Source organism: Methylobacterium sp. CM6241 (genome assembly GCF_054817845.1).
In genome coordinates this window covers 2,356,018-2,375,006 of sequence record NZ_CM139246.1, presented here as the reverse complement: position 1 = coordinate 2,375,006, position 18,989 = coordinate 2,356,018, and the positions used below count along the sequence as shown (strand labels likewise).

Below are 18,989 nucleotides of genomic sequence, written 5' to 3'. Positions count from 1 at the left end.
CCAGACGTGCTCGCCTACATCCTGCGCCGCATCGCCCTCATGGTCCCGACGATCTTCGGGATCATGCTCATCACCTTCGTCATCGTGCAGTTCGCCCCCGGCGGGCCGGTGGAGCGCGTGCTGGCGCAGCTGCAGGGCCAGAGCGAGGGCAGCCTGTCCCGCGTCACCGGCGGGGCCGGCGATCTTGGCGGCGGCGGGCGCTCGGCCGGCGGCGGCTCGGAGGCGAGTTCGCGCTATCGCGGCGCGCAGGGGCTCGACCCGGCCTTCATCAAGAAGCTCGAACAGCAATTCGGCTTCGACAAGCCGGCACCCGAGCGCTTCGCCAAGATGCTGTGGGACTACGCCACCTTCGATTTCGGCAAGAGCTATTTTCGCGACGTCTCGGTGCTGCAGCTGATCCGCGAGCGGTTGCCGGTCTCGATCTCCCTCGGCCTGTGGATGACTCTGCTGTCCTACGCAATCTCGATTCCGCTGGGCATCCGGAAAGCCGTGAAGGACGGCTCGCGCTTCGACCTGTGGACCTCCAGCATCGTCATCGTCGGCTACGCCATCCCGAGCTTCCTGTTCGGCATCGCCCTCATCATCCTGTTCGCCGGCGGCTCGTTCCTGCAGGTCTTCCCGATCCGCGGCCTCACCAGCGAGGGCTGGGAGAACTTTACCCTCTGGGGCAAGATCGTCGATTACGCCTGGCACATGACGCTGCCGCTCACCGCCCTGGTGCTCGGCGCCTTCGCCACCGCGACGCTCCTTACCAAAAACTCGTTCCTCGACGAGATTCGCAAGCAATACGTGATGACAGCCCGGATGAAGGGGCTCACCGAGCGACGCGTCCTCTACGGACATGTGTTCCGCAACGCCATGCTGATCGTGGTCGCGGGCTTTCCCGGCGCGTTCATCTCGGCCTTTTTCGCCGGCTCCCTGCTCATCGAGACGATCTTCTCCCTCGACGGGCTCGGCCTCCTGTCCTTCACCGCCATCGTCGGGCGCGATTACCCGATCGTCTTCGCCACGCTCTACATCTTCTCGCTGATGGGTCTGGCGGTGAACCTGCTCTCCGACCTGATCTACACTTGGATCGATCCGCGCATCGATTTCTCGGCGCGGGCGACATGACCAGCCTGCCCCTCGTCATCCGGCCCGAGCGGCCGGGCGACGCCGATTCCATCGAACGCCTCCACGCCCGCGCCTTCGGGCCGGGACGTTTCGCCCGCACCGCCTATCGCCTGCGCGAAGGCGCCCGGCCCATGGCGGATCTCTGCTTCACCGCGCTGGTCGGCACCTATCTCGTCGGCTCGGTCCGTGTCGCTCCTGCAGAGGCGGGAGGGCCGCTGCTGGTTCTGGGGCCGCTCACGGTGGATCCGAGCTTCGGTAAACGCGGCATCGGCGGATCGTTGATGCAGGCGAGCCTCGATGCCGCGCGGGCCGGCGGCCACGGGCTCGTCATTCTGGTGGGAGACGCGCCCTATTACCGCCGCTTCGGCTTCGCGCCGGTGCCGCCGGGCCGCCTGCTGCCGCCGGGACCGGTGGACCCCGCGCGCTTCCTCTGGCTCGAACTCCGTCCCGGCGCCTTGGAGACGGTATCTGGGATCGTCAGGCCCGTTCGTCCGCTCGCAATCTTGGGTGGCGAAACGCGAGGCTGACCCTCCCCAGAGGGTGAGACGCGCGCCACTCCTCTCCCCTCTGCGGGAGAAGGTGGCCCGCAGCCAAGTCGGATGAGGGGAGCGCCATCATCGGAGAGGTCGCCCCCTCTCCCGGTCGCTCCGCGACCACCCTCCCCCGCGAGGGCTATCGCATATGCCGATCCGCCTGTCAGAAACCCGCTGGCACCACCCCGTCATCCCGGGTCCGCGCAGCGGAGCCCGGGATCCAGAAACACAAGTGGTGCAGGACTTTACACTGTCGGCGGCTCTGGATTGCACGCCTCTGGCGCGGCCCTCCGGGTCCGGGCTCGCCTGTGGCGACCCGGAATGACGGCGTGGTGTCATATGCGATCGCCCTGCTCCCCCGCAGAGGGGGGAGGGTCGACAATCTCTACGCCACCCGGCCGCGCCGGCCCTCCACCAGCCACATCGCCAGCACCGCACCGGCCAAAGCCACCAGCGCCCACAGACCGAGCGCCAGGGGATAGACCTCGACGCCGCGAATGACGGCGCTGTCGCTGGGGCGGAAGCCGATCCAATCGGCACCGGCAAGACGCCCACTGCGCACGGCCTGAAGGCGCGGCACCACGGTGGTCCCGCCCGCATCGGCGAGGCGGCGGATCGACCCGCCGGTCCCTTCGGCCAGGGCCTTCAGACGCTCGGTATCGCTGAACACGTCGGTGAGTTCGCGCGGGTTCGGCGGCCCGACGCTGACGAAGGCGATGAGCGAGCCGGAGCGCAGGGTATGGAGCCCGAGTTCCGTCGCTTCGAAGGTCGTGCTGAACAGGCCGGGCTCCCCGGCAGTGAGGGTGAGCGTCCGCTCCGGTCCGGTCGGTCCCTTCACGGTGACGGGGTCGGTGGTCTCGGCCATGGTCTGGCGCTCGACGCGGACTTCGCGGCCATGCCCCGTCGTCTGCGCCCGCAGGGCCTCCTCTTCGAGGGCCGGCTCCTTCATCAGCCAATGGCCGAGGCGGCGCAGCAGGTCGAGATAGGGGCCACCTTCCTGGTAGCCCCGCGCCCAGAGCCAGGCATGGTCGGACAGGAGCAGGGCGACACGGCCCTTGTCCTCCCGCGAGAGAGCGAGGAGCGGCAGGGCGTTCGGCCCCTGCAGGATCGGCTGGATGCCGGGCTTTGTCTGGGCCGAGACGATGCGCAGCCAGTCACCCCAGGCCGGGGGAGAGGCCTCCGATCCCGGCAGGGCGCGGGTGACGGGGTGGCGGGTGCCGGTGCCCGTCAGCGCTGCCTTGTAGGGCTGCTCCACCACGCGGCCATTGGGCTCGCCCGGCAGGATCTGCGAGAGGCGGGTACGGGCGAGGCTCGCCGAGGAGGCGAATTCCGGCCCCGCCGCGATGAGCAGCGCGCCGCCATCGCGGACATAGCGGACGATGTTGTCGAAATAGGCCGAGGGCAGCACGCTCTGGTTGGCGTAGCGGTCGAAGATGATGAGGTCGAAATCCTTGATCTTCTGGACGAACAGCTCGCGCGTCGGGAAGGCGATGAGCGACAGTTCGGAGATCGGCGTGCCATCCTGCTTCTCCGGGGGGCGCAGGATGGTGAAGTGGACGAGATCGACGTTGGCGTCCGATTTCAGCAGGTTGCGCCAGGTCCGCTCACCCTGGTGCGGCTCGCCCGAGACGAGGAGAACGCGCAGCTTCTCGCGGATGCCCTCGATGGGCAGGACGGCGCGGTTGTTGATGGTGGTCAACTCACCGGGCAGCGGCTCGACCTCGATCTCCACGACGTTGGGGCCGCCATGCTCGATCTTGGTGGTCAGCGAGAAGGGCTGGCCGGTGGGGAAGGTGCGACGTCCGATCTCCTCGCCGTCGCGGCGCACGGTGACGGTGGCGTTGCCGGTGCCGCCCCGCTCCATCACCTCGGCGCGGATGGTGAGATCGCGCCCGACGATGCCGAAGCGCGGCGCCTCGATCAGCTTGATCTGCCGGTCGCGCTCGTCGGGATGGCCGGTGACGAGGACATGGAGGGGCGCCTTGATGCCGAGCGCCGCGACATTGGCCGGGATGTCGTGGACCACGCCGTCCGTCAGCATCACCACCCCGGCGAGCCGATCCGGCGGAACGTCGGCAAGCCCCTGGGACAGGGCCGTGAACAGCTTGGTGCCGTCATCGCCGTCCTTGGCGTCCGGCACATCGATGAAGCGGGGCTCGATGTTGCTGAGCGATCCGAAGCGCCTCTGCAACTCGGCCCGGACCGTATCGGTCATAGCCGGACGGTCACCGAGACTTTGCGACCCCGACCGGTCGACGAGGATGGCCGCGATGTCCTTCACCGGCTCGCGGTCCTCGCGCACCAGCGACGGGTTGGCGATGGCCAGCAGCACGAGCCCGAGGGCCAGCGCCCGCAGGATCGCCGTTCGCCCCCGCGCCACGAAGGCGAGAACGACGAAGATGGCCACCAGAACGCCGAACCCGGCAATGACCGGCCAGGGAATGAGGGGGGTGAAGCTGAGGCTCAGCATGGGCTAGCGGCCTCGGTCGTTGTGATGAACTGGCACGGCGTTGCCGCCGGCACCCTTAGCAGGAGACCGAATTCACGCATCTGACCTTGCAGGCAGGCCGCGTCCCTCTCCCCCTTGTGGGGAGAGGTTAGGAGTGGGGGTGGTGCCGCTTGCCTCTGAACTCTGAGGGTCGCCCAACCAACCCCACCTCCAACTCCTCCCCACAAGGGGAAGGAGAGCCGCGCATCCCGAAACACTCGTGAATGCCGTAGCTCTGTGGGAGCGGGTCGAGAGTGGGGAGCGCGTTGTCCGGAGAGGTCGCCCCCTCTCCCGGTCGCTCCGCGACCACCCTCACCCGCAAAGGGGGGAGGGACGAGCCCGTCCCGATACGCAGTCTGAAAGCTCATCACTGTCCCAACCGCTCCAGCAGGGCCGGGACGTGGACCTGATCCGCCTTGTAGTTGCCGGTGAGCGTGTAGATCACGAGGTTGATGCCGCCGCGAAACGACATCTCGCGCTGGCGCTGGTCGCCGCCGACAATGGGGTAGAGCGCCTCGCCGCGCTTGCCCACCGCCCAGGCGGAAGCCAGGTCGTTGCCCGTGATGACGATGGGGGAGACGCCGTCGCCGGCCCGCGCGGGGCGGCGTTCGGCCCCGTCTCCGGCGGGCGGCAGGGTCTCGACCCAGGTCTGGCCGGTGGCGTAGCGGCCGGGAAAATTGTCCACGAGGTAGAAGGCCTTGGTGAGCACATGGTCCGCCGGAACCGGCTCCAGTTCGGGCACTTCCAGCGTGGAGAGCATCTTGCGCAGGTAGGCCCCCTCCGGTGTCGGAGGGCCGCCCGGCCGTGCGGTGAGCGCGTCGCGGGTGTCGAACAGGACCGTCCCGCCATTGCGCATGAAGGCGTCGATCCGGCGGATCGCGGCTTCGCTCGGCTGCGGACGGCTGGCGACGATGGGCCAGTAGATGATCGGATAGAATGCGAGCTCGTCCTTGCCCGGATCGATGCCGATCGGGTCGCCCGGCTCCAGGGCGGTCCGGCTGGCCAGCATCTGCGTCAGGCCGTTGAGCCCGGCGCGGCTGGCCGTATCCGTCGCCTCGTCGCCGGTGACGACGTAGGCCAGACGAGTGGCGAGGGCCGAGTCGAACGTGTTCGGCCGCGCACCCTCCTGCGCATGGGTGCCGCTCGACAGGCCGGCGACGCCGATGCCGGCCACGATGAGCACAGCCGCCGCCCGTCCGGCGAAGCGTCCGAACAGCCCCCCGCGCGACTGGTTGAAGAGGCCGCCGAGCCAGAGGCCGGCGAGGGTGTCGAGGATCAGGAGCATCAGCGCCAGGGTAAACAGCGTGGCGCGCAAGTCGAGGGTGTCTCCGCCGGTGAGCGAACCGGTGCGTGCGTCGGTGAAGGCCGACAGGTCGAGGGGTTTCAGGCGGTCGTCGGGCCTGAGCGCGTTCACGGCGACGCCGCCGTCGGCCGGGCCATAGAATCCGGCCGGGTGTTCGAGGCTGGCGCGCTCGCCGTAATCGTCCGGCACTGCCGTGGCGCCGGCGGGCGGGCTGCCGAGTGCCCCGAAACCGTCGAGGGTCAGGCGAGGCGCCAGGACGGCGGCGGCGGGCCGGGTCGACCCCTCCCCTCCGTTCGGCGCAGCGCTGCCCGACAGGGCGACCACGCGGCGCAGCATGTCGATGAACAGGCCGGAGAGCGGCAAGTTCGACCAAGTCGTGTCGGCGGTGACGTGGAACAGAACGATCTGCCCCTTGCCGCGCTTCTCGGCGGTGACGATGGGCGTGCCATCCTGCAGTGAGGCCCAGGTGCGGCCCGGCAGGTCGCCATCCGGCTCCGCGAGGATCTGGCGGCGCACCCCGATATCGGCCGGGGGGACCAGCCCGGCAAACGGACTCTCTGGGGCAAAGGTCGCGAGCGTCTTGGGGCTGTCCCAGGACAGGGTACCGCCCAGGGTCCTGCCACCCCGGCGCAGGCGCACGGGCACCAGGGTGTCGTTGCCGGCAGCCAAACGCGGCCCGGCGAAGCGCAGCAGCAGACCGCCCTCGTCCACGAAACTCGCCACCCGGCGCATGGTCGCCTCGTCGAGGGCGCCCACATCGGCGAGCACCAGGACCGAGACCTGATTGTCGAGGAGCTGCCCGACGGATTCGGCCACCCCCTTGGCCCCGCGTGCTTCCTGGACATCCGCGAAGGGGGTGAGTGCGCGGGAGAGATAGTAAGTCGGGGCCAGGAGTGGCTGCGCCTGATCGTTGGTGCCGCCGAAGACCAACCCGACGCGGCGGCGCTTGCCGCGCTCGTCCATCAGCGTCACCGCGCCGGCCGAGCGCTCGGCGGCGATCTCGAGCCGGCTGATGCCGTTGCGGAGTTCCACCGGAAGCTCGAACTGAACCTCGGTTTCGGTGGCCCCGTCGGCGAAGCGGAAATCGTGCTCGGCCAGCGGCAGGCCCTTCTGGTCCAGGGCACGGACCACGCCGGCATCGCGGCCATTGGCCGAAGCGCGCAGCACATGGGCGGTCAGCTTGCCGCCGCTCTCGGCCGCGGCGAGGGCCAGAGCCGGTGGCCGGTCGGCGCGCAGGATGGTGAGACGGGCGCCGGCCTTGTTCAACGCGTCGGACAAACCCTTGCCGAACGCGTCGGATGCGGCACCCGCAACGCCATCGGTGATCCAGACCACAGCGACCGCCGGATGGCGGTCGAGGAAGGCTCCGATGGCGGTCAAATGGACGTCGCGTTGCGGTAGATGCGAGCGCGGCGCGACGGCCCGGAGCCGGTCCAGAGCGGCGGCGGGCGTCTTCGCCTCTATAGCCGCCGGGGCGTCGGCCAGGGCGATCACGGCCACAGGGCGACCGTCCCGCGAGGCCGCCTCGATTTCGTCAGTGGCGGCCCGCATGCGCTCGCGCCAATCATGCGCGGCGGAAAACCCGTTATCGATCATGACGATAAGAGGCGTCCGCCCCGATGTCGCGCCGGTACCCGATGGGTTCCAGACCGGCCCCGACACGGCGAGGATCAGGCAGGCGGCGGCAATCATCCGGAGGATCAGCAGCCAGGGCGGGGTCCGCGCCGGAGTCTCGCGCTTGGCCAGCAGGTCGGCCATGATCCGCAGGGGCGGAAACTCGATCCGCTGCGGCCGCGGCGGCGTCACCCGCAGCAAATACCACAATGCCGGCAATGCGATAAGCGCCGCGAGCGCCAGCGGCGCGGCGAAGGTCAGGGGCAATCCGAACATGCGCTGCTCCTCACCCCGTCCCGCGCGCGGCGGCGACCAGCGTGAGGAGACGCAGGGCCGCCTCGCTCGCCGGCCGGTCGGTGCGATGGATCGTCAGGGTCCAGCCCTGTGCTCGGGCGATCTCGGCGAGACCCTCCCGATGCGCGGCGATGCGGGTGCGATAGGCTGCCCCCCACGACGCCGCGTCACCGATATCGAGGCTCATCTTGGTCTCAGGATCGTGCAGCACGGCTTGCCCCGCGAAGGGAAAGGTCTCCTCCACCGGGTCGACCACCATGACGAGATGGCCTCTCGTGCCGGAGCCCGCCAGCGAGCCCACAGACTCTCTAACCTGTTCCAGAGGCGAGAGAAAATCGCTGATTAGGATCGCCTCGTCGAAGCGGCTCGGCGTGGCGCGCGGCGGCATATCCTGCATAAGACCAGCTTTGTCGGCCACCAGGGCATGCGCCATCGTCTCGACAATGCGGCGTGAGGCCGTGGCTCTGGTGAGACCGAGGAGCCCCGCTCGCTCGCCCCCTTCGACCAGGGCATCGGCAACGGCGAGGCCGAGCACGAGGGCGCGCTCGACCTTCGGGCCCTGACCGAGGCTCGACGAGAATCCCATGGAGGCGGATCGGTCGATCCAGAACCAGATATTGTGGGTCGCCTCCCATTCGCGCTCGCGCACGTAGAGCTTATCGTCGCGGGCGGAGCGGCGCCAATCCACCCGCGCCGCCGCTTCCCCAGCCACGAAGGGTCTGAACTGCCAGAAGCTTTCCCCCTGCCCCGCCCGGCGTCTGCCATGCAGGCCATGCGCGAGCGTCGAGGAGACACGGCGCGATTCAAGGATCAAACGCGGCATCCGCTCGGCGAGAGAGAGCGCGCCTTCGGTCTCGTGTCGCCCAGGAGCGCGCTGGGCCGCGTCGAGAACCCGGGTCGCGATCATCCGGCTAAAGCTTCGCAGCCAGCTGGGCGATGATCCCCGGCACGGTCTCACCGTCGGCGCGCGCCGCAAAGCTCAGCGCCATGCGGTGCTTGAGCACGGGCTCCGCGAGCGCCTTCACGTCGGCGACCGAGGGTGCGACGCGGCCTTCGATCAAGGCGCGAGCGCGCACCGCCAGCGTCAATGCCTGACTGGCGCGGGGACCAGGCCCCCATAGAAGCTTTCCCTTCAGAGAAGGATCGCCCCCTTCCGGTCGTGCGGAGCGGACGAGGTCGAGGATCGCGTCCACCACGGCGTCGCCGACCGGCAGGCGACGCACGAGGCGCTGCGCCGTGAGAAGCGCCTCCGTGGACATCACCGCCTGCGGGCTATGGTCCCCGATTCCCGTCGTCTCGATGAGGATCCGACGTTCAGCGGCGCGGTCAGGATAGCCGACATCGATCTCGAGCAGGAAACGGTCGAGCTGCGCCTCGGGGAGCGGGTAAGTGCCCTCCTGCTCAATAGGGTTCTGCGTCGCTAGCACATGGAACGGGCGCGGAAGGTCGTGCCGCTCACCGGCCACCGAGACGAAATTCTCCTGCATCGCCTGCAGCAGAGCGGATTGGGTGCGTGGGCTGGCCCGGTTGATCTCGTCCGCCATCAGCAATTGCGTGAAGACAGGGCCGCGCACGAAACGGAACGAGCGGCGGCGGTCCTGGTCCTCGTCGAGGATCTCGGTGCCGAGGATGTCGGAAGGCATCAGGTCGGGGGTGAATTGAACGCGCCGGGCATCGAGCCCGAGCACGGTGCCGAGCGTCTCGACGAGCTTGGTCTTTGCCAGACCGGGCAGTCCGACGAGCAGGCCGTGGCCACCCGCCAGAATGGTGATGAGGGCGAGGTCGACCACTTTTTCCTGGCCGAAGATGACCTTGTGGATCGCGTCGCGGGCCTGTCCCACCTGGCCGAGACACGCCTCCGCGGTGGCAACGATGCCGTCGTCGAGAGAGGTGGCCGTCGCCGGCGTGGAGCCTGAAGTCATGCGTTCGATCCCGGTTTGCCGCGCGGCCGATGGTCAGGATCGCGGTGGCACGTGGGTGCAGCCTGGCGGCGGCATTGGGAGAGAGTGTGGCGTTCTTTCCCGCATGCTGGCAAGGTCGGCGCGACGACGCAGGCATTTTGCGGTCCCTCGTCGACGGCGAAGGACGATTTCGCGTCTCGGCTACCGCGGGACCCGCTACAAGAATGGCGCATCCGCGATCAGGCTGGAGACGTACAACGTCGGCAACTCACGCTTCTCACCGCTGCGGGAAGTTGCCCGGTGATTCAGAAGTGGCTGAAGGAGCGCGTGGCGAAGGCGTACTCACTGCCGTCCGGCCGGCGGAACGCAGGCGGGCGGTCGCCTTCGACGACCGATCCTATCCGCGCCAGCGGAACCCCCAACGAGAGGGCTTCGGCGATGAACGCCTCGACCCGGTCCGGTGCCACCGCGCAAAGAATCTCGTAATCGTCGCCACCGGTTACAATCGGGCTGATCAGCGACGGATCGAGAGCAAGCGCAGCACGGGCGGCATCGGACAGTGGCACTTTGGAGAGTGTGATCTCGGCAGTCCGACCAGCACCGGCCAGCATCTTCGTCAGATCGCCGGCAAGCCCATCGGAGACGTCCATAGCGGCCCGCGCATGGCGGCGGAGAAGCGGTGCGAGGGCGATACGCGGGCGCGGATGGCGATAGCGGTCGATCAAGACATCGCGACCTTCCCCTCCCAAGCGCTCGGCCCATTCAGGCGTCACCCCCTTCAGGGCAAGTAGGCCTAGTGCCGCGTCGCCGATCGTGCCGCTGACGCAGAGGACGTCACCGATTTCCGCACTCATCCGCCGAACCATGCCGCCGCGCGGCACTTCCCCGAGGGCGGTCACGCCAATCAGGGCGGGACCCGCCGCGCGGACGGTATCGCCTCCGAGGAGCGGGCAATCGAAAGCGATCGCCGCTTCCCTGAGGCCGTCGGCGAAGCCGGCAAGCCACGCTTCCGTCCAGTCGTCAGGCAGGGCGAGCGTCAGGAGGAACCCACGCGGCATCGCCCCCTTGGCGGCGATATCGGACAGGTTCACCCCGAGCGCTTTGCGTCCGATGGATGCGGGAGGGTCGCCGGCCAGGTAGTGGACGCCCGCCACGATCGCGTCTGCAGTCAACACCAGATCGAAGCCGGGACTTGGCACGAGGGTGGCGGCATCATCCCGCAGCCCATCCGCGCCATAGCCAGCCCAGGGCGCAAAGTAGCGCGCGATCAGCCCGTTCTCATCGGAACGAACGGTGGGGGGCGTGATCGTCAAGCGCGCCCGGAGCCGGGGAGCCCGGCGAATTCTGATCCGCGAACCTCACGGGCGACCTTATCGAGGACCGCGTTGACCATGCCGGGCTCGTCGCCGGCATAAAAGCTATGGGCGACGTCGACATATTCAGAGATCGCAGCGCGAGCTGGCACATCCTTGCGGAACATGAGTTCGTAGGCCCCAGCGCGCAGGATAGCGCGCAAAACTGCTTCGATGCGCTTCAGCGGCCAGCCGCTCGACAATGCCTTGTCCAATTGCGGATCGATGGCACGCTGCTCCTCGACGACACCACGCAAGAGATCGCGGAAGAATGAGATTTCGGCGGGGGGCTGTTCGACGCCGTCGACGTCGCGGCCGATCCAATACGCCTCGAACTCGGCAAGTGCTTCGATGACGCCCTTGTCGGAGATTTCCATCTCGTACAGCGCTTGAACCACGGTGAGGCGTGCGCCGCTGCGCTCGATCGTCTTGGCCATGGGGTTCTCAATCCTCTCCCACGGGCGCGGCAGCCGCGGCACGTTTGAGCGCCAGGACAGCCAGGGCTGCCTCCGCGGCACCCGCACCCTTGTTCAGGTCGGAAACGCGGGCGCGGGCAAGCGCCTGCTCTATCGTTTCCACCGTCAGAATGCCGTTTCCGAGGGGAAGGCGACCCACCACGGACAAGTCCATGAGAGCCCGCGCGCTTTCAGTCGCTACGATGTCGTAATGACCGGTCTCGCCACGGATGACGCAGCCCAAGGCAACAGCAGCGTCATAGGGCTGACCTGCACGAGCGGCCTCCTCCACCAGAATGGCAATGGCGGCTGGGATCTCGAGGGCACCTGGCACCGTCACCACGATGCCCTCGGCCTCCGCTGCGTCGAGGGCACCCTGTGCTCCGGCAAGAAGCTCATCGGAAATGTCGTCGTAATATCGCGCTTCTACCACGAGGACGCGCGCGCCCTTCACGTTTGTAGGCGTTGCCGGCCGGGCGGCGGGTGAAGGCGAAACCATCGTAGGCCTTGTCTGTAGTGGCGAAGGGCAAGATCGGCACGGATGTGACGAATGAGCCGTTAGCGCGGATCGTTGGCGTCGCCACCCAGTATGACCGGGTCAGCCCGGTTCGAAATCTTGCGACCGATGACGCCTGAGACGTGGACCGGCGACGAGTCGTTCGCGGTGGGCGAGCGATAGACTGAAGGGTGGCGTATCACAAGATAGCGCGTCAGGAGGCGCGATCCTCGAACAGGCGGGCAGCATAGCGAGCGATCAGGTCGACCTCTAAATTGAGCTTGTGGCCGGTTCGTCGGTCACCCCAGGTCGTAACCGCCAGGGTGTGCGGAATGAGCAGGACCGAGAAGAGGTCTCCGTCCACGGAGTTGACCGTGAGTGACGTTCCGTCGAGGCAGATTGACCCCTTCTCTGCAATGAAGCGCGATACGGATGACGGCGCACGCAACACGAATCGGTCGCTCGGTGCCCATTGCGGATCGCCGGTCCCACCCGTCACGCTCTCGCGAGCGACGATCTCGGTGACGCCGTCCACATGCCCGGTCACAAGATGGCCGCCGAGCTCATCCCCAATCTTCAACGAACGTTCGAGGTTGAGGCGCGTACCTTCAGCCCAGCCGCCAACGGTGGTCCGCGCGAGAGTTTCGGCCGCGGCGTCAATGGCAAAGATACAGCCCTTGGTTTCGCGCTCGATCGCCACCACGGTGAGGCAGGGACCGGAACACGCAATGGATGCACCGAGGGCGATGGTTGCGGGATCGTAGGAGGACCGGATGCGGATTCGGCGCAGACGCTCATCACCCTCGACACTGAGGACCGATCCCACATCGCTTACCAAGCCAGTGAACATCTAGACGCTCCGTTCGTAGGTTACACACTGGTCCGGTCCGAAAGCGCGAGTTTCGGTAATGCTGAATTCGGGCTCTTGGAGGCGCGCCGTCAACGCATCGCCGACTGCCGGAAGGCCTCCCCCGCCGATGGCACGAGGGCCAGTCACGAGTGTGCAGACATCCACCAGATCCGCGGCTGCAAGCGAATCGGCGAGGTGGGGACCGCCTTCGCAGCAGATCCGTGTCACTCCACGCTCGGCCAGTTGTGAGAGCGCGGCAGAGAGGTCGATCCGACCATGTGAGCAGGCCTCGACCTGGATCGTTTCGACCCCAAAAGAGACGAGCATCCGCTTGGCGTGAATGGGAGCCGATCGTGTCGTCACCACAAGAGTCGGGATGTCCCGTGCGCTTCGCACGAGGTGAGAGGCCGGCGAGAGGCGAAGTGTCGAATCGAGGATGATGCGCAGCGGCGATCGGTGCGAAAGGCCAGGCAGTCGCACCGTCAGCGACGGATCGTCAGCCCGTGCCGTTCCGATCCCTACGAGAATTGCGTCGGCATGAGCACGCCAGAGATGGACCGCGCCATCGGCAATGGGGCCCGTGATGCGAAGGCGCTCATCCGGGGCGCCAGCCGCAAAGCCGTCCAGGGTACGGGCAAGCTTGAGATGTAGGCTGGGACGTTTCTTCGTCACGCGGGTGACGTGTCCGCGATGATCCCTCGCAGCCTCGTCGCAGAGTACATCCTGTGTCACGGCGATACCGGCTTGGGCGAGGCGGGCATGGCCCCTCCCCGCCACGCGCGGATCCGGGTCTGCGATCGCAGTGACGACACGAGTGATTCCCGAGGCGATGATAGCGTCGACACAAGGGGGGGTGGCACCGTGGTGAGAGCAGGGCTCGAGTGTGACGTAGAGAGTCGCTCCGCGCGCGCGCTCCCCGGCCATCGCGAGAGCAAGAGGCTCTGCATGGGGACGGCCTCCCGATGCCGTTACGCCCTGCCCTATGATGCGCTCCCTGCCCCTCTCATCCGCGACCACCACCGCGCCGACGGAGGGATTAGGCCAGGTCCGCCCGAGATTGCGCCTGCCGATCGCCAGAGCCAGGCGCATGAAGCGGCGATCATCCGTGCTGGCTGTCTGATAGTCGTTCATGACCGCCCTCGCGTCTGGCGCTTCGCAGGCGGTTTGGCCGCCGGGCTACCACCGGCCAAGACTTCATGGAGAGCGTGTCGGTCGCTCATTCCATCGTCTCGTAGCCTCGTGATACCGGGAGTATCACCGAGGGTTCCTAGCAACGCCTTGAAGTCGCTCGCCTCGCGGAAGTTCTTGTAAACCGAGGCGAAGCGGACATAGGCCACGTCGTCTAGCCCCTTTAGCCCCTCCATCACCAATTCACCGATGGCCTCGCTGGCAATCTCAGCCTCGCCGCCGCTTTCGAGTTGGCGGGTGATCCCACTGACCAGACGTTCGATCCGTTCCGGATCCACCGGCCGTTTGCGGACGGCCACGTCGATAGAGCGTTGAAGCTTATCGCGATCAAACGGTACGCGCTTACCCGAGCGCTTGAGCACCGTCAGTTCCCGCAGCTGCACTCGCTCGAAAGTGGTGAAGCGGCCGCCGCAGTCCGGGCAGACCCGCCGCCGGCGGATCGCTGCCGAATCATCGCTGGGACGCGAATCCTTCACCTGGGTGTCGGGACCGCCGCAATAGGGACACCGCATCGGGCGGATACCTGCATGGTTGGTGAAAAAATGAGAACGGCCGCGGATATGGCGATCCGCGGCCGTCTCTATCATGAGGTCGTCTGCGAGGGCACCCGCAGACGGAGGCTTCAGCCGTAGATCGGGAAGCGGTGCGTGAGGGCGTGGACCTTGTCCTTCACCGCGGCCTCGATCGCCGGATCTCCGCCTTCACCTTTGGCCACCAGCCCGTCGAGTACCTCAATGATGAGGGCGCCGATCTGCTTGAACTCCGCAACGCCGAAGCCGCGCGAGGTGCCGGCAGGTGTGCCGAGGCGGATGCCCGACGTGATCGTCGGCTTGGCCGGATCGAAGGGCACGCCGTTCTTGTTGCAGGTGATGTGGGCGCGGCTGAGTGCGGCTTCCGCCGCCTTGCCGGTCAGGCCCTTCTTCTGAAGGTCCACCAGCATGAGGTGGTTGTCGGTCCCACCGGACGTGATGTCGTAGCCGCCGGAGATCAGGGTATCGGCGAGCGCCTTGGCGTTCTCGATCACCTGCTTGGCGTAGATCTTGAACTCGGGCTTCAGTGCCTCACCGAAGGCCACGGCCTTGCCGGCGATGACGTGCATGAGCGGTCCGCCCTGCAGGCCGGGGAAGATCGCCGAATTGAACTTCTTGGCGAGCGCCTCGTCGTTCGTGAGGATCATTCCGCCGCGCGGGCCGCGGAGTGTCTTGTGGGTCGTCGTAGTGGCGACATGGGCGTGTGGGAACGGCGACGGGTGGACACCGGCCGCGACGAGACCCGCGAAATGGGCCATGTCCACGAAGAAATAAGCTCCGACCGCATCGGCGATCTCGCGGAACTTGGCAAAGTCCCAATGACGCGGGTAGCCCGAGCCGCCAGCGATGATGACCTTGGGCTTATGTTCATGGGCCAGACGCTCAACCTGTTCCATGTCGATGCGCTGGTCGTCACGACGCACGGTGTAGGAGACGGGCTTGAACCATTTGCCGGACACATTCGGCGGGGCGCCGTGGGTCAGGTGGCCGCCAGCAGCGAGGTCGAGGCCCAGGAAGGTGTCACCCGGCTGCATAAGAGCCATGAACACGCCTTGGTTCGCCTGACTCCCGGAATTCGGCTGAACGTTTGCGAATCCGCAATCGAACAAGCGCTTAGCGCGCTCGATTGCAAGGTTCTCAGCGATGTCGACGAACTCGCAACCACCATAATAGCGACGGCCGGGATAGCCTTCCGCATACTTGTTGGTGAGGACCGAGCCCTGGGCTTCCAGGACCGCACGGGAGACGATGTTCTCCGACGCGATCAGTTCGATCTCGTGCTGCTGCCGACCGAGTTCCTGGCCCACCGCCTTCGCGACTTCCGGATCCGCGTCGGCCAAGGATGCGCTGAAGAAGGAATTCGAAAAATGCTTGTCGCTTGCAGTACCGGCGCTCATGGAAAGCCTCGATTGTTGAACGGGCGAGGGCGTCCGTTATCCGCTGGCGTAGGGCGGGCGGTCGCTCGAAGCGTGATTTACTACACGTGCCGCGGGGCGAGGCCAAGCACAGCTAATTTGTAGCCCCGGGCAAAAAAAATTCGGTGCATCCTGTATTTGTCGGTGCGCCAATGACATCCGCGGGATACTGGCCGCGCCGATCGAGAGTTTGGCGACCCTATGTCGCGACGCTTGCATGCATGTATCGCGCTCGAAAGCTGTCGGCGTCTCGCGACTAAGGGGCGAGCAGGAGCCGCGTCATACCATGGCGGCGAACCAAGCTTTCTCGAGGCGATCTGTTTTCCAAGACCTGCGATCGTAATTCAAAACCAAAGAGGCGGGATTCGCACCCGAATCCCGCCGCCCGCTTTCGCGCACATAAGTGAAGCGATTAGTTCTCTTCGTCACCCGGTTCGAAGGTCTGAATTTGCTCAGCGCTGGCGACCGGAGTCGGCCCAGACAAGGTTGAAGGCACATTGACACCGTCGCGCTTGTAGATGTCGTCGCGGAACTGGACGAGACCGTCTGGGGTCGCCCAGGCCGTGATGTAGGTCCAGTAGACCGGAACCGGGCTGCTCAGAGTCGCGTCGACGCGCTTGCCGCTCTCGATCGCCTGTTCCACTTGGTCGCGGCCCCAACCGGGCGTGTCCTTGAGAAGCCAGGTGATGTACTCGCGCACATTCTGGACGCGAACACATCCGGAAGAGATGAAGCGGAAATCGTCTCCGTACACACCCTTCGAATTTGTGTCGTGCATGAACACGCCATGCGGGTTCGGGATATTGATGCGGACGATTCCCATCGAGTTAAAATCGGCGCCCGAGTCCTGACGGTAGCGATAGCGCGTACCCTCATCCGAGTTCCAGTTCACCGAGGCCGGCGAAATCTCGGTGTCCCCAGTGAAGATGCGGATCTTATTCTCGGTAAGGTAATTCGGATCCTTCTGCATCTTGGGGATGAGGTCCTTCTTCACGATGGAAGCCGGAACCGTCCAGAAGGGGTTGAAATTGATCTGCGTCGCCTTGGTATTCATGATCGGCGACTGACGGTCGATCTTGCCGACGCCGGCGGCGTGCAAGGTCACGACTTGGCCATTCTCTACCGTCTGGACCAGGGCGGCGGGAATGTTGGTGATGACGAAGCGATTGCCGAGATTGCCCGCGTAGGAGCGGAGGCGGACGGCGTTCACCTCGAGCTGCTTCAGGCGGATATCGGCCGAGACGTTCATCGCCTGCTGGGTGGCCATGCTCATGGAGCCGGTCTGGCTCAGACCGTGACGGGCCTGGAAGCGCTTCACCGCAGCGGCGACGTAGGAATCGTAGACACCCGAGCTGCCCGACGCCGAGTCGATGTCGCCGGTCACGGCGAGACGAGCGCGCAGAGCCGCCACAGCTGGACCCTTGGCGCCGACGCGCAGGCGATCCGCGCCGGAGACCGGGCGCCAACCGCCGCGTGCGACGATGTCCTTGTAGCGTTCGACCATCTGCTCTGTCGCCGCCATCGTCTGCGGAGAAAGAATCGGTGTCGAGGAACGCTGCACCTGCATCGTTGCAGGCGATGCATAATCCTGGGCCCACTCCGCCTGAGCGAAGCCGGCCGCTTCGCGCGCAGTGGCCGTTTGGGCGAAGGCGGCGGCGCTGGCGAGAAGCGCGAAGCCCAGCGAGCGGGCGATGGGAGCCTGTTTCAGCATCGGACGGAAACTCTAATCTGACCTGTGAAGCGGCACGAGGCCGTCGGGGCATGGTTGGGGTGGATACCGACCACCGAAAGTCCTGTGCCGCGAACGTGTCGGGGCACGGTTAAGAAGTCATGCCGTCCGGGCTAGATTGTGGCGCGGCCGCGATAAATCACAGGCTGTGCTGTACTGCAGCGCACATGCAACATGACGGCTCGTCCGATTGTGAAAGAGATGGCGGGATTATGTCCGTTGCGCTAAGCGCTGAAGGATGATGTCGCGGGATTCAGGGGCTGGCGGCTTGCGCGCGATCACTGCTGTGATCGCGCTCTACGCGTTGGTTCTTCAGGTCTTCCTTGGCACCCTGATGCCATTGCCCTCCCTCGGCCATGTCGGTCCGCTCTGCTCGAGTCTGACCGATGGGACGGATACCGATCAGAGCCCGGCGAAGTCCGGGCACGGCAAACACGACTTCTGCTGTACGTCCGCGTCCGCCGTTGCAGTGGCGACAGTGATTGGGCTCGTCTCGAGCCCGACGGTCTGGCCGCTCCCGGCGGGCATCCGCCTGACATGGCTTACTGAGGCCCGACCCGGTGGGCGCGGTCCCCCTGGCACCATTCATCAACCGCGTGGTCCTCCTATCGTCTGAAGTGATCCGAAATCTCGATCCCTTCAGACACGGACAGCCATCATGAAACGGATAGTGCGGGCAGAACTTGCCGCGACCCTTCTCCTCACCGTCTCGACCAATGTCGCTTTCTCTCACGCCACGCTCGAGCGGAAGGAGGCCAGCCCGAACGCCACTTATCGGGGCGTCATTCAGATCACCCATGGCTGCGAAGGCACGCCGACGAAACGCGTGAGCGTGACCATTCCAGAGGGCGTCATCGGTGCCAAACCGATGCCGAAGCCCGGCTGGACCCTGTCCTTGGAAAAAGCTCCCTATGCCAAGGCCTATCCATATTACCACGGCGATATTTCAGAAGGCGTGAAAACTATAACCTGGAGCGGAGGTGAACTGCCCGACGATCAGGTCGACGAATTTACGTTCCTCGCCCGTGTCACGGATACATTCGCTCCCGGTGCGATCGTGTACTTTCCTGTGGAGCAGGATTGCATGAAGGGCGCGTATCGCTGGAGCGAGATTCCCGCAACGGGCCAGAACGCTAACTCGTTGCAATCTCCCGCTCCCGGCGTGACCATCGTTGCCGCGCGCACTAAATCGTCGTCGAGCGCTGCGTCCTCCCCTGCGAACACCATCCAGGCCGGTGATCTCGTCATCGATACACCGTGGATGCGTGCCACTCCCGGTGGCGCGACGGTTGCTGGCGGCTACGTCCGGATCACGAATACCGGAACGCGCCCGGACACGCTGATCTCCGCCTCTATTCCGTTGGCTAGCACCGGTTCAATCCATTCCATGACCATGGATGGCGGGGTGATGAAGATGGCCGCGGTGGATGGCGGCCTCGTCATCAAGCCCGGCGAAACCGTGGAGCTCAAGCCCGGCGGCTTCCATTTGATGTTCGAAGGGCTGAGTGCGTCGCCGAAGGTCGGTGAACCGGTTTCCGGGACACTGGGCTTTCAGCGCACGGGTGAGGTGCGAGTCACCTTCGCCGTCGCTCCGATCGGCGCCAAGGCCCCTAATGCGCCTGCTGCGACCGAACCCGCGGCCGGACATCATCAGCACTGACGAATCACGTCGACGAATCGGTTTCCCCTGGGGAACACGATGCCGGATTTGATCCCAGGCTTTCCGTT

The 18,989-nt window shown here is 66.1% G+C and carries 15 protein-coding genes; 3 read left to right on the top strand and 12 right to left on the bottom strand.

The window, feature by feature from the left end; translation table 11 throughout:
• Positions 1 to 6 precede the first annotated feature (6 nt).
• The gene (locus tag ACYQR9_RS10965) at positions 7 to 1,113 is read left to right on the top strand and encodes a microcin C ABC transporter permease YejB (protein ID WP_461229583.1); all 1,107 of its coding nucleotides are present in this window, start codon (positions 7 to 9) and stop codon (positions 1,111 to 1,113) included.
• Positions 1,110 to 1,640 carry a GNAT family N-acetyltransferase gene (locus tag ACYQR9_RS10960; protein WP_461229582.1) on the top strand — a complete coding sequence of 177 codons (531 nt, stop codon included), beginning with the start codon at positions 1,110 to 1,112 and terminating at the stop codon, positions 1,638 to 1,640. The genes ACYQR9_RS10965 and ACYQR9_RS10960 overlap by 4 nt, the downstream gene beginning before the upstream one ends.
• 391 nt (positions 1,641 to 2,031) lie before the next feature.
• Here ACYQR9_RS10960 and ACYQR9_RS10955 read toward each other — a convergent pair whose 3' ends face one another.
• From ACYQR9_RS10955 to ACYQR9_RS10900, 12 genes are all read right to left on the bottom strand, one after another.
• Positions 2,032 to 4,116, bottom strand: coding sequence for a hypothetical protein (locus ACYQR9_RS10955; RefSeq protein ID WP_461229581.1), 2,085 nt, complete (start codon positions 4,114 to 4,116; stop codon positions 2,032 to 2,034).
• A gap of 385 nt (positions 4,117 to 4,501) precedes the next feature.
• Positions 4,502 to 7,327: a DUF4159 domain-containing protein gene (locus tag ACYQR9_RS10950; protein WP_461229580.1), complete on the bottom strand. Its 2,826-nt coding sequence runs from the start codon at positions 7,325 to 7,327 to the stop codon at positions 4,502 to 4,504.
• A 10-nt stretch (positions 7,328 to 7,337) separates the two neighbouring features.
• The gene (locus ACYQR9_RS10945; RefSeq protein WP_461229579.1) at positions 7,338 to 8,252 is read right to left on the bottom strand and encodes a DUF58 domain-containing protein; all 915 of its coding nucleotides are present in this window, start codon (positions 8,250 to 8,252) and stop codon (positions 7,338 to 7,340) included.
• 4 nt (positions 8,253 to 8,256) lie between these two features.
• Positions 8,257 to 9,267: an AAA family ATPase gene (locus ACYQR9_RS10940; protein WP_056429747.1), complete on the bottom strand. Its 1,011-nt coding sequence runs from the start codon at positions 9,265 to 9,267 to the stop codon at positions 8,257 to 8,259.
• 284 nt (positions 9,268 to 9,551) lie between these two features.
• A complete protein-coding gene (thiL, locus tag ACYQR9_RS10935; protein WP_461229777.1) occupies positions 9,552 to 10,553 on the bottom strand; it encodes a thiamine-phosphate kinase in 1,002 nt (333 codons plus the stop codon).
• Between the two features lie 2 nt (positions 10,554 to 10,555).
• Entirely contained in the window at positions 10,556 to 11,035 is a 480-nt protein-coding gene (nusB, locus tag ACYQR9_RS10930) for a transcription antitermination factor NusB (RefSeq protein ID WP_056429745.1), read from the bottom strand.
• Positions 11,036 to 11,042: 7 nt separating this feature from the next.
• Positions 11,043 to 11,552 carry a 6,7-dimethyl-8-ribityllumazine synthase gene (gene ribH / locus ACYQR9_RS10925; protein ID WP_461229578.1) on the bottom strand — a complete coding sequence of 170 codons (510 nt, stop codon included), beginning with the start codon at positions 11,550 to 11,552 and terminating at the stop codon, positions 11,043 to 11,045.
• A 211-nt stretch (positions 11,553 to 11,763) separates the two neighbouring features.
• Positions 11,764 to 12,399 carry a riboflavin synthase gene (locus ACYQR9_RS10920; protein WP_461229577.1) on the bottom strand — a complete coding sequence of 212 codons (636 nt, stop codon included), beginning with the start codon at positions 12,397 to 12,399 and terminating at the stop codon, positions 11,764 to 11,766.
• Positions 12,400 to 13,530 (bottom strand): bifunctional diaminohydroxyphosphoribosylaminopyrimidine deaminase/5-amino-6-(5-phosphoribosylamino)uracil reductase RibD, encoded by a 1,131-nt coding sequence (ribD, locus tag ACYQR9_RS10915; protein ID WP_461229576.1) that lies wholly within the window; start codon positions 13,528 to 13,530, stop codon positions 12,400 to 12,402. It abuts the gene before it with no gap.
• Complete coding sequence (gene nrdR, locus ACYQR9_RS10910) at positions 13,527 to 14,099, bottom strand: transcriptional regulator NrdR (protein ID WP_461229776.1); 573 nt, start codon at positions 14,097 to 14,099, stop codon at positions 13,527 to 13,529. Before nrdR ends, ribD begins: the two co-directional genes overlap by 4 nt.
• A gap of 110 nt (positions 14,100 to 14,209) precedes the next feature.
• Positions 14,210 to 15,514, bottom strand: coding sequence for a serine hydroxymethyltransferase (gene glyA, locus ACYQR9_RS10905; RefSeq protein ID WP_056429738.1), 1,305 nt, complete (start codon positions 15,512 to 15,514; stop codon positions 14,210 to 14,212).
• A gap of 430 nt (positions 15,515 to 15,944) precedes the next feature.
• Positions 15,945 to 17,243 (bottom strand): L,D-transpeptidase family protein, encoded by a 1,299-nt coding sequence (locus ACYQR9_RS10900; protein ID WP_207412411.1) that lies wholly within the window; start codon positions 17,241 to 17,243, stop codon positions 15,945 to 15,947.
• A gap of 676 nt (positions 17,244 to 17,919) precedes the next feature.
• On the opposite strand from ACYQR9_RS10900, the gene ACYQR9_RS10895 reads away from it, so the two are divergent.
• Positions 17,920 to 18,921: a DUF1775 domain-containing protein gene (locus tag ACYQR9_RS10895; RefSeq protein WP_207412410.1), complete on the top strand. Its 1,002-nt coding sequence runs from the start codon at positions 17,920 to 17,922 to the stop codon at positions 18,919 to 18,921.
• Positions 18,922 to 18,989 lie beyond the last annotated feature (68 nt).

Coding starts and splice junctions, on each gene's coding strand:
- ACYQR9_RS10895 (WP_207412410.1), top strand. CDS start 17,920: ATGAAACGGATAGTGCGGGCAGAACTTGCCGCGACCCTTCTCCTCACC.
- ACYQR9_RS10950 (WP_461229580.1), bottom strand. CDS start 7,327: ATGTTCGGATTGCCCCTGACCTTCGCCGCGCCGCTGGCGCTCGCGGCG.
- ACYQR9_RS10960 (WP_461229582.1), top strand. CDS start 1,110: ATGACCAGCCTGCCCCTCGTCATCCGGCCCGAGCGGCCGGGCGACGCC.
- ACYQR9_RS10955 (WP_461229581.1), bottom strand. CDS start 4,116: ATGCTGAGCCTCAGCTTCACCCCCCTCATTCCCTGGCCGGTCATTGCC.
- ribD (WP_461229576.1), bottom strand. CDS start 13,530: ATGAACGACTATCAGACAGCCAGCACGGATGATCGCCGCTTCATGCGC.
- nrdR (WP_461229776.1), bottom strand. CDS start 14,099: ATGCGGTGTCCCTATTGCGGCGGTCCCGACACCCAGGTGAAGGATTCG.
- ACYQR9_RS10920 (WP_461229577.1), bottom strand. CDS start 12,399: ATGTTCACTGGCTTGGTAAGCGATGTGGGATCGGTCCTCAGTGTCGAG.
- ACYQR9_RS10940 (WP_056429747.1), bottom strand. CDS start 9,267: ATGACTTCAGGCTCCACGCCGGCGACGGCCACCTCTCTCGACGACGGC.
- glyA (WP_056429738.1), bottom strand. CDS start 15,514: ATGAGCGCCGGTACTGCAAGCGACAAGCATTTTTCGAATTCCTTCTTC.
- ACYQR9_RS10945 (WP_461229579.1), bottom strand. CDS start 8,252: ATGATCGCGACCCGGGTTCTCGACGCGGCCCAGCGCGCTCCTGGGCGA.
- ribH (WP_461229578.1), bottom strand. CDS start 11,552: ATGGTTTCGCCTTCACCCGCCGCCCGGCCGGCAACGCCTACAAACGTG.
- ACYQR9_RS10900 (WP_207412411.1), bottom strand. CDS start 17,243: ATGCTGAAACAGGCTCCCATCGCCCGCTCGCTGGGCTTCGCGCTTCTC.
- nusB (WP_056429745.1), bottom strand. CDS start 11,035: ATGGCCAAGACGATCGAGCGCAGCGGCGCACGCCTCACCGTGGTTCAA.